The 14,799-nt window shown below is 74.0% G+C and carries 11 protein-coding genes; 2 read left to right on the forward strand and 9 right to left on the reverse strand.

The window, feature by feature from the left end:
• Window positions 1-75 precede the first annotated feature (75 nt).
• Together hemG and ACIOD1_RS01690 are read left to right on the forward strand one after the other, a co-directional pair.
• Window positions 76-1,461 (forward strand): protoporphyrinogen oxidase, encoded by a 1,386-nt coding sequence (gene hemG, locus ACIOD1_RS01685; protein WP_401899571.1) that lies wholly within the window; start codon window positions 76-78, stop codon window positions 1,459-1,461.
• An 81-nt stretch (window positions 1,462-1,542) separates the two neighbouring features.
• A complete protein-coding gene (locus ACIOD1_RS01690; RefSeq protein ID WP_365617655.1) occupies window positions 1,543-3,129 on the forward strand; it encodes an alpha/beta hydrolase in 1,587 nt (528 codons plus the stop codon).
• A gap of 98 nt (window positions 3,130-3,227) precedes the next feature.
• Here ACIOD1_RS01690 and moeZ read toward each other — a convergent pair whose 3' ends face one another.
• The 9 genes from moeZ to ACIOD1_RS01735 form a co-directional block, all read right to left on the reverse strand.
• Window positions 3,228-4,406, reverse strand: a complete 1,179-nt coding sequence (gene moeZ / locus ACIOD1_RS01695; protein WP_365617657.1) for an adenylyltransferase/sulfurtransferase MoeZ — start codon at window positions 4,404-4,406, stop codon at window positions 3,228-3,230.
• Window positions 4,407-4,484: 78 nt separating this feature from the next.
• Window positions 4,485-5,240, reverse strand: coding sequence for a spherulation-specific family 4 protein (locus tag ACIOD1_RS01700; protein WP_365617659.1), 756 nt, complete (start codon window positions 5,238-5,240; stop codon window positions 4,485-4,487).
• On the reverse strand, window positions 5,228-6,241 hold the full coding sequence (locus ACIOD1_RS01705; protein WP_365617660.1) for an NAD-dependent epimerase/dehydratase: 1,014 nt from the start codon (window positions 6,239-6,241) through the stop codon (window positions 5,228-5,230). The genes ACIOD1_RS01700 and ACIOD1_RS01705 overlap by 13 nt, the downstream gene beginning before the upstream one ends.
• 88 nt (window positions 6,242-6,329) lie before the next feature.
• Window positions 6,330-7,391 (reverse strand): hypothetical protein, encoded by a 1,062-nt coding sequence (locus tag ACIOD1_RS01710; RefSeq protein WP_401899575.1) that lies wholly within the window; start codon window positions 7,389-7,391, stop codon window positions 6,330-6,332.
• Window positions 7,388-9,016, reverse strand: coding sequence for a DUF3492 domain-containing protein (locus ACIOD1_RS01715; protein WP_365617664.1), 1,629 nt, complete (start codon window positions 9,014-9,016; stop codon window positions 7,388-7,390). Before ACIOD1_RS01715 ends, ACIOD1_RS01710 begins: the two co-directional genes overlap by 4 nt.
• A gap of 233 nt (window positions 9,017-9,249) precedes the next feature.
• The gene (locus tag ACIOD1_RS01720; RefSeq protein WP_401899578.1) at window positions 9,250-10,911 is read right to left on the reverse strand and encodes a dipeptide ABC transporter ATP-binding protein; all 1,662 of its coding nucleotides are present in this window, start codon (window positions 10,909-10,911) and stop codon (window positions 9,250-9,252) included.
• Window positions 10,908-11,900, reverse strand: a complete 993-nt coding sequence (locus ACIOD1_RS01725) for an ABC transporter permease (protein WP_365617668.1) — start codon at window positions 11,898-11,900, stop codon at window positions 10,908-10,910. Before ACIOD1_RS01725 ends, ACIOD1_RS01720 begins: the two co-directional genes overlap by 4 nt.
• A complete protein-coding gene (locus tag ACIOD1_RS01730; protein WP_401899580.1) occupies window positions 11,897-12,880 on the reverse strand; it encodes an ABC transporter permease in 984 nt (327 codons plus the stop codon). Before ACIOD1_RS01730 ends, ACIOD1_RS01725 begins: the two co-directional genes overlap by 4 nt.
• A complete protein-coding gene (locus tag ACIOD1_RS01735; RefSeq protein WP_365617669.1) occupies window positions 12,877-14,631 on the reverse strand; it encodes an ABC transporter substrate-binding protein in 1,755 nt (584 codons plus the stop codon). Before ACIOD1_RS01735 ends, ACIOD1_RS01730 begins: the two co-directional genes overlap by 4 nt.
• Between the last annotated feature and the right edge of the window lie 168 nt (window positions 14,632-14,799).

Below are 14,799 nucleotides of genomic sequence, written 5' to 3' on the forward strand. Positions count from 1 at the left end.
GCTCCAGCCCGCACATATGTTTCACACGGGAACATTTCGGTCAACGGTCCATGGTCAACGGTCACAGGAGAAGACATGCGTTCAGTGATCGTCGTCGGCGGCGGCATCAGCGGTCTGGCGGCGGCGTGGCAGCTGCGCGGGCAGGCGGACGTCACCGTGCTGGAGAGCCACACCAAGGTCGGCGGCAAGCTCCGCACCGGGACGATCGCCGGCATCACCGTCGACGAGGGCGCCGAATCCCTGATGGCGCTGCGCCCGGAAGCGGTGGAACTCGCGGCGGCCGTCGGACTCGGCGACGCCCTGTGCGACCCCGCCTCCTCCCCCACCACCATCTGGACCCGCGGCGGACTGCGCCCGCTGCCGGCCGGGCACGTCATGGGCGTCCCGACCGACCCCGCCGCCCTGGTCGGCAGCGGACTGCTGTCCCCGGCGGGCATCGACCGCGTCGCCCGGGAGGAGACCCTCCCCGCCACCCCCCTCACCGAGGACTGCTCCGTCAGCCGCTACCTCGCCGGCCGCTTCGGCCAGGAGGCCGTGGACCGCCTGATCGAGCCGCTCCTCGGCGGGGTCTACGCGGGCCGCGCCGAACGGCTCTCGCTGCGCGCGGCCATGCCCCGGATCGCGGCCCTCGCCGAACAGGGCGGCCCGCTGCTGCCCGCACTGCGCCGGATGAAGGCCGCCGGCGCCCCCCGCTCGGCGGCCGTGGCCGTCCAGGGCGTGGTCGGCGGCACCGGCCGCTTCCCCCAGGCCGTCGCCGAGGCCTGCGGCGCCCGCATCCTGACCGGCACTGCGGCCCGCTCCCTCCAGCGGCTCCCGGGCGACCGGTGGCGGGTCCTCGCCACGACCGCCGACGGCCCCCTGACCATGGAGGCCGACGCCGTGGTGCTGGCGCTGCCCGCCTTCGCCGCCGCCGAACTGCTGCGCCCCCACTCCCCGGCGGCCGAGGCGGAACTCTCCGGGATCCCGCACGCCTCCACCGCCGTGATCACCATGGCCTTCTCCCGCAGCCAGGCCCACGTCCTGCCCCAGGGCAACGGGTTCCTCGTACCGCCCGTCGACGGGCACACCCTCAAGGCCGCCTCGTTCCTGTCCAACAAGTGGCGCTGGCTGCACGACGCGGCACCGGCCACCTTCGTCGTGCGCGCCTCCATCGGCCGCATCGGCGAGGACGAGCTGCTGGACCGGCCCGACCGGCACCTGGTCCGCACCGCCATCGCCGAACTCCACCGCGCGGTCGGCGCCATGGGCGAGCCCCTCGCCACCCGCGTGACCCGCTGGGACCGCGGCCTGCCCCAATACGGCGTCGGGCACCGCGAGCGCGTCACCCGCATCCGCGAGGCCGCCGCCGAACTCCCCGGTCTCGCCCTGTGCGGCGCGGCCTACGAGGGCGTGGGCGTCGCCGCGTGCGTGGCCACCGGCCGCGCCGCCGCCCGCCAGGTCCTCGCCGGCGTCCCCGCCTGACACCTCCCGGACGCGGTGCGCCCGGCCCCGAATGGACCAGGGCGCCGGGCGCACCGGAGCGGACGCCCACAGGATGGGGACATGCCCACCAAAGCCCTGCGGACAGCCGCTGCCGCCGCCCTCGCCGCCGCGCTGCTCACCACCACCGCCTGTTCGAGCGACGGGGGTGGCGGGAAGAAGACCCAGGCCGGAGGCGGGGAGGCCAAACCCCTCAGCTGGGGCGAGTGCGAGGCCCCCACCGCCGCCGAGGGCGGCGGATCGGTCCCCGGCAAGGACTGGCAGTGCGCCACCCTCGACGTGCCGCTCGACTACGCGAAGCCCGAGGGCGAGACCATCCCGCTGGCCCTGATCCGCGCCAAGGCCCGGGACCAGAAGAACCGCCTGGGCTCCCTCGTCTTCAACTTCGGCGGCCCCGGCGGCTCCGGCATCACCACGCTGCCCGGAGCGGCCAAGGAGTACGAGGCCCTGCGCGCCCGGTACGACCTGGTCAGCTTCGACCCGCGCGGGGTGGGCCGCAGCGCCCCCGTCCGCTGCGAGGACGACGCGCGGCTGGACAAGTACTACGCGCAGGACTCCTCCCCGACCACCCCCGCGCAGGAGAAGAGCTACCTCGACGGCGTCAAGGCGTACGTGAAGGCCTGCTCGACGAACTCGGGCAAGATCCTCCCCCACGTCGGGACCTCCAACGCGGCCCGCGACCTCGACCGGATCCGCCAGGCCCTCGGCGACGAGAAGCTCAACTACTTCGGCATCTCCTACGGCACCGAACTGGGCGGGGTCTACGCCCACCTCTTCCCCAAGAACGTCGGCCGGGCCGTCTTCGACGCGGTCGTGGACCCGACGAAGACCTCCGAGGAGGGGGCCCTCGGCCAGGCGAAGGGTTTCCAACTGGCCCTCGGCAACTTCGCCCAGGACTGCGTGAACCGCGGCGACGCCTGCCAGCTCCAGGGCAGCACCGCCAAGGAGATCGAGGCGAACGTCATCAAGCTCCAGAAGCAGCTCGCCGCCAAGCCCATCCCCGGGATCGGCGACCGGCAGTTGACCGAGTCCGCCGCGACCAACGGCATCGCCCAGGCCCTGTACTCCAAGGAGCTGTGGCCCCTGCTGGAACAGGGCCTGGACGAGGCGGACGGCGGCCAGGGGCAGTTGCTCCTCGCCCTCTCCGACGCCCTCAACGGTCGTGATCAGCAGGGCCGTTACAGCAACATCGGGGCGGCCAACACGGCCATCAACTGCGCCGACTCCAAGGAGCGCTACACCCTGGCGCAGACCAAGGCGAAGCTGCCGGAGTTCCGGGCGGCCTCCCCCGTCTTCGGGGACTTCCTCGGCTGGGCGATGCTCAGTTGCACGGACTGGCCGGTGGCGGGCGCCTGGCAGACCCCGGACGTCTCGGCCCCCGGTTCGGCCCCGATCATGGTGATCGGCAACACCGGCGACCCGGCGACCCCGTACGAGGGCGCCCGCAAGATGGTGGAACGGCTCGGCAAGGGCGTGGGCGTGGAGCTGACGTACAAGGGCGAGGGGCACGGCGCGTACAACAGCGGCGACACCTGCGTGCAGCAGGCCGTGAACTCCTACCTGTTGGACGGCAAGGTGCCCGCCGCGAACACGGTCTGCACCGCCGGCCCCGGCTCCTCGACCTCACCGGCGCCCCCCACGGCCGCCTGACCCGTCCCGGACGCGCCGGAGGGGCCGCCACCGCGACTGCGGTGACGGCCCCTCCGGGCTGTGACTCGGTGGCTCGCCGACTCGGGGAGCCGGTGGCCTCAGTAGATCGGCTTGTCGGGCTCGATCTGGTGGACCCAGCCGATGACGCCGCCGCCGACGTGCACCGCGTCCGCGAAGCCCGCGGACTTCAGGACCGCGAGGACTTCCGCACTGCGGACACCCGTCTTGCAGTGCAAGACGATGCGCTTGTCCTGCGGGAGGTCCGCCAGGGCGGTGCCCATCAGGAACTCGCCCTTGGGGATCAGCTTCGCGCCGGGGATCGAGACGATCTCGTACTCGTTGATCTCGCGGACGTCGATGATCTCGATCGGCTCGTCGTTGTCGATCCACTCCTTGAGCTGCTTGGGAGTGATCGTGGAGCCGAGCGCGGCCTCCTGGGCCTCCTCCGACACGACGCCGCAGAAGGCCTCGTAGTCGATGAGCTCGGTGACGGTCGCGTTCGGACCGCAGACCGCGCAGTCGGGGTCCTTGCGGACCTTGACCTGGCGGTACTGCATCTCCAGGGCGTCGTAGATCATCAGGCGGCCGACCAGCGGGTCGCCGATGCCCGTGAGGACCTTGATGGCCTCGGTTACCTGGATGGACCCGATGGACGCGCAGAGCACGCCCAGTACGCCGCCCTCGGCGCAGCTCGGGACCATGCCCGGCGGGGGCGGCTCCGGGTAGAGGCAGCGGTAGCACGGGCCGTGCTCGGACCAGAAGACCGAGGCCTGGCCGTCGAAGCGGTAGATCGAACCCCACACGTACGGCTTGTTCAGCAGCACGCAGGCGTCGTTGACCAGGTAGCGCGTGGCGAAGTTGTCCGTGCCGTCGACGATGAGGTCGTACTGGCCGAAGATCTCCATCACGTTCTCGGCTTCGAGCCGCTCTTCGTGGAGGACCACGTTCACGTACGGGTTGATGCCCAGCACGCTGTCCCGGGCGGACTGCGCCTTGGAACGGCCGATGTCCGCCTGGCTGTGGATGATCTGGCGCTGCAGGTTCGACTCGTCGACCTCGTCGAACTCCACGATGCCCAGCGTGCCGACGCCGGCCGCGGCCAGGTACATGAGGGCGGGCGAGCCGAGGCCGCCGGCGCCCACCGCGAGCACCTTGGCGTTCTTCAGGCGCTTCTGCCCGTCCATCCCGACATCGGGGATGATCAGGTGGCGGGAGTACCGACGGACCTCGTCAACGGTGAGCTCGGCAGCCGGCTCAACCAAGGGTGGCAGCGACACGGGGACTCCTGGGTCGTCCCCGCGGGTGCGGGGAGCATTTAAAAGCTTGTTCTGCCCGTAACACTGCCACGCCCCTCTTCATTCCAAGACACCCGTCCCGATCCGCGAGACGATTTCGTCCCAATACGCGGGCATCGATGCCCAGGGGTCCCGGTGGCCGGCTCCGCTGCGGTCCGTGAACCAGACCGTGCCGGCGCCCTGCCAGCGGGCGACCCGGACCGCCTCCTCCAGATGGGAGCGCGGCACCCCGTGGACGAGGTGGCAGAACCGCTCGGGCGGGTGGTCGGCCGTCCACTCCGCCACCTGTGACCAGCGGTAGTCGGCCCAGGCCCCGGAGAAGGTGACCAGCTGGTCGGCGGCCTCCAGGTAGCCCTCGTGGGGATGGGTGCCGTGCCCGAGGACGATCCGCATCCCCTCCCCGAGCCCCCGCAGGGCGTCGCAGAGGCGTTGCACGGCGGCCAGCTCCGTACGGTCCGCCGGGGCCTGCGCGAGGTAGAAACCGCCCACCCCGTACCAGTCGCGGAAGCGGTGGGCGTCGGAGACCAGCTCCCCGAAGGACCGCGATCCGTCCCGCATGGCGAGATGGCCGAGGACGGTGCCGCCCGCCCCCCGGAGCTTCGCCGTGGCCTCGGAGCAGTGCGGGTCGGGACGGCCGCCCGGACCGTCCGTGACGTTGAGCACCGCCCAGTGCAGCGGGGTCCCCGGGCGGGTCAGTTCGGCCCACTCCACCGGGGCGAGCAACGGGTGCGCGTAGCCGGGGATGCCCAGACCCGGCCGGCCGGACTCGGTCGAGGCCTCCTTGGTGGTGCCCGGCGGGGTGGTCAGATGCGGCACGCCGCCTCCATCCAGATGTCCGCGAGGGACTCTTCCAGGTTGATCCGGGGCCGCCAGCCGAGCCGGTCCCGCGCGGTGCGGACGTCGGCCTGCTGCCAGGCCCCGCAACCGTCCGGGTAGGGGTACGGGGGCGGCGCGGCGGCGGCGAGCTGCTCGGGCGTGGCCTCGGACCGGGGGGAGCCGATGGCGGCCAGGCCCGCCGGGCGGCCGGGGTGGCCGGGGTGGCCCTGCTGGGGTCCGCCGTGCGGGACGTCCAGCTCGTGCAAGGACCCGCCGTACCCGGCGACCCGGGCCAGGACGGCCGCCGCGTCGCGCAGCCGGACCGCGCGGCCGGTGCCGATGTTGACGACGCCCTGGGCGGCGGAGAGGGAGGCGGCGTGCACGGCGCGCGCCACGTCCCGCACGTCGACGAAGTCGCGCTGTACGCCGAGCCCGCTGAGCTTCAGCTCCCCGTCCCCGGACTGCATGGCGCGCCGCATGGCCTCGGCGAGGCGGCCCAGGGGGGATCCGGCCGGTGTGCCGGGCCCGACGGGCGAGAACACCCGCAGGACGACGGCGTCCAGGCCGGAGCCGAGCACCAGCTCGGTGGCGGCGAGCTTGCTGACCCCGTACGGCCCACCCGGTCTGGGCACGGCGTCCTCGGCCGTGGACGATCCGGGCTGGCTGGGGCCGTACTCGGCGGCGCAGCCCAGCTGGACGAGCCGGGCCCCGCAGCCGCTGCGGCGCAGGGACTCGCAGATGGTGGCGACGGCGACGGTGTTGTGCCGGGTCAGCTCGCGGGCGCCGCCGCGGGTGGCTCCGGCGCAGTTGACGACCACGCCCGGGTGGACGGCGTCGAGGAACCGGGTGAGGGCTCCGGGGCTGCCGGTGGCGAGGTCGAAGCGGACGTCGGCGTCGTCACCGCGGCCGAGCACGGTGAGTTGCACGGCGGGGTCGGCGAGCAGCCGGTCCGCGACGTAGCGGCCGAGGTACCCGTTGGCTCCGATCAGCAGCACCCTCATCGCGCCGCCCCTTGGTTGATTGGCTGGCCGGTCATCCTGTTTCTCCTTGGGTGGGTCGGTCGTGGGGGCGTTGCCAGGGGTGCGGCGCTCAGGGGCGCGCGTGTGCCGAGGCACGTGACAGCGCGAGGACGGCGTGGACGAGGAGTCCCGCCGCCGCGACGGGGACCGCGGCCGCCACCGGGACCAGGGCGAACGCCAGGGCCAGGGCGACGGGTACGCGGTGGGCACGGCGGGAGCCGTGGGTCAGGAGCAGCCGGGCCACGAAGAGCAGCACGGCGAAGGGCACGGCCACCGCCGGGGCCGCTCCGGCCACCGCGGCGGCCCCCGTGGCGGCCGCGGCGAAGAGGAGCAGGATCCCGCCGAGCAGGGGCCGGGCCCCGGCGGCGAAGTCCTCCAGCGCCCGGCTCCCGGCGAGCCGGCGCCGGGCCCGGGCCGCGAACAGCGACCCGGCGAGGTGGCCGGGGGCGACGGCCAGGGCGAGGGCGACCCCGAGGGCGGGGCCGTGGCGGTGCACGGCCCAGCCGACGGCGAGGGCGGCGAGGAGGTGCGCGGTGGAGGCGAGGCGGCCCCCGGCGGCGCGCCCGGGCCACACGAGCGCGGCGACGGTGACGAGCGCCGCGAGCGGGCCCGCTCCCGGCATGCCGACGGAGCTCGCTCCGAGGGCGACGGCGCCGGGCAGCAGGGCGTAGCCGAGTCGGCGCGCCGCGCGGGGCCCGGCCGGGGTCCCGGGGGCCGCGAGGGGGGCGCCGCCGCCGCGCGGGGTGCGGGCGTACAGCTCCTCGGCGAGGGAGAAGACGTCCCGGTGCCGGAAGCGCGCGGCGGTGCGGTCGGTGATGCCGTGGGCTTCCAGTCCGGCGGCGATCTCCAGCGGGTCGACGGCCCGCTCGCACAGCTCCCGGTGGCGGTGGAGGAGGGCCTTGACGGGGTCCCCGCCGGTCCGGCGCGCGCCCTGCGGGCCCGCTCCGTTGCCGCCGGGCCCGTTGGCCCCGCTCGCCGTCCCGGACGGCGTCCCGTCTCCGGCGCCGGGGGCGTGGGCCACCCGGTAGCCCGGGGGGACGGTCGCGACGCCGGGCGGTCCGGTCACCGCGTCCGGGGTGGTGGTGTCCGCCGGGTCGGCGGTGTCCAGGGCGTAGGGGTCGAGGGTGGTCATACCGCCGCCTCCGAGGTCGGGGCCGCGCCGAAGCCGGCGGCGGTTCCCGGGTCCGCCGGAGCGGCCCACGTCGGGGTGGTCCAATGCCCGGGCACCCGTGCCTCGGCGGGCCGCCCGAAGGGGACGTCCCCGGCGGGCCGTTCGGAGCCGCGGGCGAGCAGGCTCAGGTAGCTGTCGCGGAAGGCCTCCACGTTCTGCTCGACGGTGAACAGCTCCAGCGCGCGGGCCCGCGCCGCCGCCCCGAGCCGCTGGGCCCGCTCGGGGTCCCCGAGCAGGGCGAGGCAGGCGTCGGCCAGGGCCCGGGGGTTGCGGGGCGGGACCACGAGCCCGGTGCCGCCGATGACCTCGCAGACGGCGCCCACGTCGGTGGAGACGGTGGCCCGACCGCTGAACATGGCTTCGGCGAGGGTGATGGGGAAGCCCTCGATCACCGAGGACAGCACCACGATCCGCCCGGTGGCGTACGCGTGGGCCGGCGTCGGCGCGTCGGGGCCGCCGACCTCCTCGAAGGAGACGGGGTTCTCGCCGACCGCGTGGGCGTCGGCGGCCTCGTCGGGGAAGAGCTGCGCGGCCAGGGCGCGGCAGTCGGCGAGGTAGCCCGGCGCGACGGCCGTGGCGAAGATCCTCAGCCGGGCGTGCGGGGCGCTGCGGCGGACTTCCGCGAAGGCGTGGAGCAGGGCGACGAGGTCCTTGGCGGGCTCTATCCGCCCGACCCAGACCAGGGTGTCGGGGTCCCCGCACGCCGGGTCCTCGCCGACGGCGGCGAATCGGTCCGCCTCCATGCCCGGGTAGACCGTGCGCATCCGGTCCTTGGGCGCCCCGCAGCGTTCCTGCCAGCGGCGGGCGTGCGCGTTGCCCGGGGTGAGGAGGTCGGCGCGGGCGTAGATCTCGCCGGCCAGCCGGGTGTGGAAGGCGCCGAGCAGGGCCCGTACGGCGGGCCGGTCGTCGCCGGAGTCGTCCAGGTAGTGGGCGCGGAGCCGGACCCCGTACTCGGTGACCAGCAGCGGGACTCCGAAGAAGCGTTTGGCCAGCAGTCCGGGGATGGCGGCCACCCCGCCGGCGGCGGCGTGGCAGATGTCGACGGCGGCGAGGCCGGAGTCACAGTCCTCGTACCAGTCGAGGGACAACGGCCGCAGCATGCGCTCCAGTTCGTCGACGAACCGCAGCAGGTCGGTGACCTGCGCGGCCCGTACGGAGGAGGTCGCGCCGGGGGCGCGGCAGGCGGACTCGACGGCCCTCACGGCGGTCTCGGAGCGCAGGGCCGCATACATCCCGCCCTGGTCGCGGGCCAGTTCGGCCAGTCCGTAGAGCCCGGCGGCGAAGGGTTCGGCCCCGGTGGCGCAGACGCCGCTCACGAGGTCCTTGAAGCAGTCGGCGAAGCGGCGCCGTTCGCGCCGGGAGTACGTGCGTCCGTCGTCGGCGGGGGCCCACAAGGGGGCGGTCCGCACCCGGGTGACGTGCCGCGGGAGCGGGACGCGGCCCCGCTCCTCCTGTTCGGCGCTGCGGCTCAGCGCGTAGAGCTCGAACTCGTGCTGCGGGAGACCGCGCACGAGCCGGTCGCACCACAGCCTGGCCTCTCCCGCCGCATACGGATAACCACCTTCAGTGACCAGTCCGATCCGCACGAGTGGCACCCCCGATCCCGTTCAGGCGGTCACCGTCGGTCCGGCGACCCGCCGCGACAGAACTCAAGCGGATGCGCCGGTGGCGCGACGGACGGTTGTCCGTCGCGCCACCGGAAGGGGTGAAGAGTCGTAACTTTCCCGTACGGTTCGCGTTCGAGCACGCTAGAAAGGGGGGCGCCCGCGCGTCCCCGGGCCTCCGCCCACCGGCCTCCGCGCACCGGCCCGCGCGGTCGCTACGCGAAGACCTCCCGTCGGGCGGACCGGCGGCCGGCGGCGAGCGCCGGGTCCAGTGCCGGGACGGCGTGCAGCAGCCGGCGGGTGTAGGCGTGGGTGGGGTTGCCGTAGACCTCGTCCACGGGCCCCTGCTCGACGATCAGGCCGCCGCGCATGACGGCCACCCGGTCGCTGACCTGCCGGACCACCGCGAGGTCGTGCGCGATGAAGACGAGCGCGAGGCCCAGCTCCCGCCGGAGTTCTGCCAGCAGGGCGACGACCTGTGCCTGGGTGGTGACGTCGAGCGCGGAGACCGGTTCGTCGCAGACGATCAGCCGGGGTTCGGGCGCCAGGGCGCGGGCGATGCCGACGCGCTGGCGCTGGCCGCCGCTGAACTCGTGCGGATAGCGGTCGTAGTGGCCGGCCTCCAGGCCGACCCGGGTGAGGAGTTCCCCGACCCGGGCCCGTACGGCGGCCCCGTCGCGCCATCCGGCGGCGCGCAGCGGGTCGGCGATGGACTCGCCGACGGAGCGGCGCGGGTTGAGGGAGGCCACCGGGTCCTGGAAGACCATCTGGGCGCCGGGGCGGATGCCGGCGACCTCGACCCCGGCCCGGTGCACCTGCCCCGAGTCGGGCTCCAGCAGCCCGACGAGCATCCGGCCGAGGGTGCTCTTGCCGCTGCCGCTCTCCCCGACGATCCCCAGGGTCTCCCCGGGGCGCACGGCGAGGGAGACCCCGTCCACGGCCTCGACCCGGCGCCGGCCCCGCCCGAAGCCCTTCCGCAGGGCGAAGGCCTCGACGACGGGCGGCGGCGGGAGCCCGTCGACCCCGTCGGCCCGAACCGTCCGAACCGTCCGGGCCGCCGGTACGCGGACCGCGCGCGGCCCGTCCAGCCGGGGGACGGCGGCGAGCAGCTCGCGGGTGTAGGGGGCCGAGGGGCGCGCGAGCACCTCGGCGACGGGGCCCCGCTCCACGGCGGCGCCGTCCCGCATGACGAGCAGCTCGTCCACGCTCTCCGCCGCCACGCCCACGTCGTGCGTGACCAGCAGCAGCCCGAGGCCGCGCTCCTCGCGCAGTCCGTGCAGCAGGTCGAGGATCTGCGCCTGGACGGTGACGTCGAGGGCGGTGGTGGGCTCGTCGGCGATCAGGAGCTTCGGCTCGCAGGCCAACGCCATCGCGATCAGGGCGCGTTGGCGCATGCCGCCGCTGAACTCGTGCGGTCGGGACCGGGAGCGGCGTGCCGCGTCGGGGAGGCCCACCCGGTCGAGCACCTCGACGGCGCGGGCCCGGGCGGCCCGGCGGGAGGCGGCGGTGTGGATCCGGTGGACCTCGGCGATCTGGTCGCCGACGGCGAGGTACGGGTCGAGGGAGCTGAGCGGGTCCTGGAAGACCATCGCGGCCGTCCCGCCGCGCAGTGCGCGCAGCCGGGCCGGGGTGGCGGCGGCCACGTCGGTGCCGTCGACCAGGACGGAACCGGCGAGCCGGGCGCCGGTGCCCCGGTGGAGCCCCAGGAGGGCGGCGGCCACGGTGGACTTGCCGCTCCCGGACGCGCCGACGAGGCCGAGGGCGCGCCCGGCCACGAGGGTGAAGGAGATCCCGTCCACGGCGCGCACGTACTCCCCCGCCGCGCCGACCGGGAACTCGACCGCGAGGTCGGTGACCTCCACCAGCAGGTCGCTCATGCGAGGGTCACCCTTCGGTCGGCCACGGCGTAGAGCAGGTCGGCGACGGCTCCGGCGAGCACCACGGCGGCGCCGATGGCGAGGACCACGCCCACGACGACGGGCAGGTCCACGACCCGGACCCCGTCGATGAGGGTCTTGCCGAGGCCGGGGATGCCGAAGAGGGACTCGGTCAGCACGGCTCCGCCGATCATGGTGCCGAAGTCCACGGCGCTGAGGGCGATCACGGGCGCGACGGCGCCGCGCACCGCGTGCCGGGTGACGAGCGCCCGCTCGCCCACCCCGTAGGCGCGGAAGGTGCGGATGTGGTCCTCGGCCAGGGTCTCCAGGGTGGAACTGCGGGTGATCCGGGCGTACTTGGCGCTCTCGAAGAAGCCGAGCGTGACCCAGGGCAGCAGCAGGTTCCAGGCCCACTGTTCGGGGTCCGCGGTGAACGGCACGTACGTCGGGAAGGGCAGCCACTGGAGGTAGGCGCAGACGGCCATGAGGAGCAGCAGTCCGAGGATGAAGACGGGGGTGCCGGTGGCCGCGAGGGTCACGACGGTCAGGGCCCGCTCGGTGAGCCCGCCGCGGCGCAGCGCGGACAGCAGTCCGGTGCCGACGCCGAGGACGAGCCAGATCACCAGGGCGCCGAGCGCCAGCGAGACGGTGGCGGGCAGCCTCTCCAGGAGCAGTTCGGTGACCTGGCGGTCGTTCTGGTAGGAGAAGCCGAGGCAGGGTGCGTCGCAGCGCAGCACCAGCCCGGCGCCGCCGGAGTAGTCGCGGCCGACCAGGACGCCCTGGAGGAAGCGCAGGTACTGCACGACCACGGAGTCGCCCAGCCCGAGCTGTTCGCGGACCTGGGCGATCTGCGCCGGGTTGCAGCGCTCCCCGCAGGCGAGGCGGGCGGGGTCGCCGGGCGCCACGTAGAAGAGGGCGTAGACGGCGACGGACAGGGCGAGCAGGACGAGCACCGCCCCGGCGAGGCGTTTGAGCACGAAGCGGGTCACGCCTTGCGCTCCTTTCTGGTGCCGACCCGCAGGCGCGAGCCCTCGCGCGGGTCGAGGGCCGTGCGGACGGCGTCGCCGAGGACGGTGAAGGCCAGCACGGTGGCGAAGAGCAGCCCGGCGGGGAGCAGGACGTAGGTGGGGTCGGCGCGGAACCAGGTCTGCGCGCTGGACAGCATCTGCCCCCAGGACGGGGTGGGCGGCTTCACGCCGACGCCGAGGAAGGAGAGGGAGGCCTCTCCGACGATGTTGGACGGGACCATGATCGCGGCGTAGGTGATGACGGGCGCGGCCAGCGAGGGCAGCAGTTCGCGGCGGGCGACGCGCAGCGTGCCGTTGCCCGCGAGCCGGGCGGCCTCGACGAAGTCCAGGCCGCGCAGGGCGAGGGTCTGGGCGCGCACCACGCGGGCGGTGGAGCCCCAGCCGAGGAGCCCGAGGACGAGGATCAGCAGCAGCGGGCGCGGGAAGTCGGGCGGGACGACGGCGGTCAGCGCGATGGCGAGGACCAGCATGGGCAGGGCGATCATCACGTCGGTGACCCCGCCGACGAAACGGCCGACGAAGCGGTTGCCGAGGGCCGCGGCGAGTCCGGCGGCGATCCCGATGAGGACCTGGACGACGGTGGCGCCGAGGGCCACGAGCAGCGAGATCCGCGCCCCGTACAGGAGCCGGGTGAAGAGGTCGCGGCCGTTGCCCGGTTCGACGCCGAGCCAGTGGTCGGCGGAGATCCCGCCGAAGGAGCCGATCGGCACCCCGCCGCGGGCGGAGTCCACCAACTCGTCGTGGTAGGCGTTCGGGTCCTGCCCGGTGAGGTGCGCGAACAACGGTGCGGTCAGGGCGAGGAGGACGAGGAGGGCCAGGACCCCGGCGGCGGCCACGGCGGACGGACGTCCGCGCAGCCGTCGCAGGACCTGGCGGCCGACGCCCGCGGTCGGGGCGGGGGCCCCGACCGCGGGCGTCGGCCCGTTCAGCAGGACGCTCACTTGACGGAGACCTGCGAGATGTCGAGGACGCCGGTCCAGTCGCTGATGACGACGTTCTTGACGTCCTTGCCGACGAGACGCTTGTAGACGGGGTGGAAGAGCGGCACGTCCAGGGCCTGCTCGCCGATCTTCTTGTCGAGGGCGCCCCAGCGCTTGCCCGCCGCGGCGAGGTCGGTGAGCTTGGCGATCTCGTCGATCTCGGTGTTCACGGCCGCGTCGTCGAGCTGGGCGTGGTTGTAGTTGGAGCCGTTGGTGACGATCTGCCGGCCGTCGAAGATCGGCGCGAGGAAGGGGCCGCCGGACGGCCAGTCGGCGCCCCAGCGGGAGAGGAAGAAACCGGGGGTGTTCTTGGTGTCCCAACGCTTCTCGTTGAAGGCGTTGGTCTCCAGGCCCTCCAGCTTGACGGTGATCCCGGCGGCGGCGAGGGCCTGCTGCACGGCGGTGGCGATCTCGGGGCTGGTCTGGCGGTTCTGGGCGTTGGAGTGGGTCAGGGTGACGGTGACGCCGTCGGGGAAGCCCGCCTCCTTGAGCAGTTCCTTCGCCTTGGCCGGGTTGCCGGTCTTGCCCGCCGGGAAGTGGTCGTAGGCGGTGAAGCCGAAGGCCTCGCGCTCGGGCAGGAAGGTGGTGGCCGGCTCGGCGAGGGCGGAGCCGCCGGCCGCGTTGACGACGCTGGTGCGGTTGATCGCATAGGAGATGGCCTGGCGGACCTTCGGGTTGTCGAAGGGGGCGACCTTCGGGTTGAAGGCCAGGTAGTTGACGTAACCGAAGTGGCCGGTGCCCACGCGCGCCTCCAGCTCCTTGTTCGAGCCGATCTGGGCGAGTTCGGCGGGGCCGAGGTTGGTGTCGGTGGTGACGGCGGCGGCGTCGGGGCCGGAGCTGGTGGACAGGCGCTGGTTGATGACGGCCGCGTCGAGGCCGGAGCGGACGTCGATCCGGTCCGGGTAGGCCTTGCGCTCCTGGTCGGTCTTCGGGTCCCAGTGCTCGTTGCGCTCCAGCAGCAGGGTCTCGCCGTCGCCGGTGTTCTTGGTGACCTTGTACGGGCCGGAGGAGACCGGGTGTTCCTCGTACTTGACGCCGGTGTCCTTGGCCTTGGGGACGGGAGCGAACTGGGTCTGGGTGGCGACGAAGGGGAACTCGCCCTCGGGCTTGCGGAGCTTGAAGACGATCGTCTTCGCGTCCGGGACCACGATGGAGTCGAGCCCCTTGCCGCCGTCCTTGTACGGACCCTCGTAGGTCTCCCCGCCGACCAGCCAGTCCCGCAGGTAGGGGGCGCCGCCCGACAGCTCGGCGGCGAAGGACCGCTCGATGCCGTACTTGATGTCGGCGGTGGTGATCGGGGAGCCGTCCTCGTACTTCAGCCCGTCCTTGAGGGTGTACGTCCACTCGGTGGCGTCGGCGTTGGGCTTGCCGAGGTCGGTGGCCAGGTCGGGGACGACCTTGGCGCCCTCGGGTCCGCTCTCGCGATTGCGGGTGGTCAGCGTGCGGAAGACGAGGCTGGGGACGTTGCCGCCGCCCGAGGTGTAGAGGCGCGCGGGGTCGAAGTCGCTCTGCGGCTCGTTGTTCAGGACGGTCAGGGTGCCGCCGGCCCGCGGAGCGGAGCCGGGGGCGCTCGACCCGTCGCCGGCGGAGGCCTTGTCCGAGCCGTCCTCGGGCCCGCACGCCGCGGCTCCCCCGGCCAGTACGAGGCTGACGGCGACCGCGGCCACGCGGCGCGATATGAGGGACTGACGGACGGAACCGGCGGAAGGCATGGGAAAGGGGGACCTCTCGGCGTGAAGGGAAATACGGAAGGGGCCACGCGAGGGGCGGTGTTCACAGGTCGACGTGGTTCGATCCGCGCCGAAAAGAAAAAGGGCCGCGCCCGCGGGCAGGAAACACCCGGGCGCGGCGAAACGGTCCGAAAGGGGAGGGAGTCGCGC

Source organism: Streptomyces sp. NPDC088097, from assembly GCF_044741845.1.
Lineage (GTDB): Bacteria > Actinomycetota > Actinomycetes > Streptomycetales > Streptomycetaceae > Streptomyces.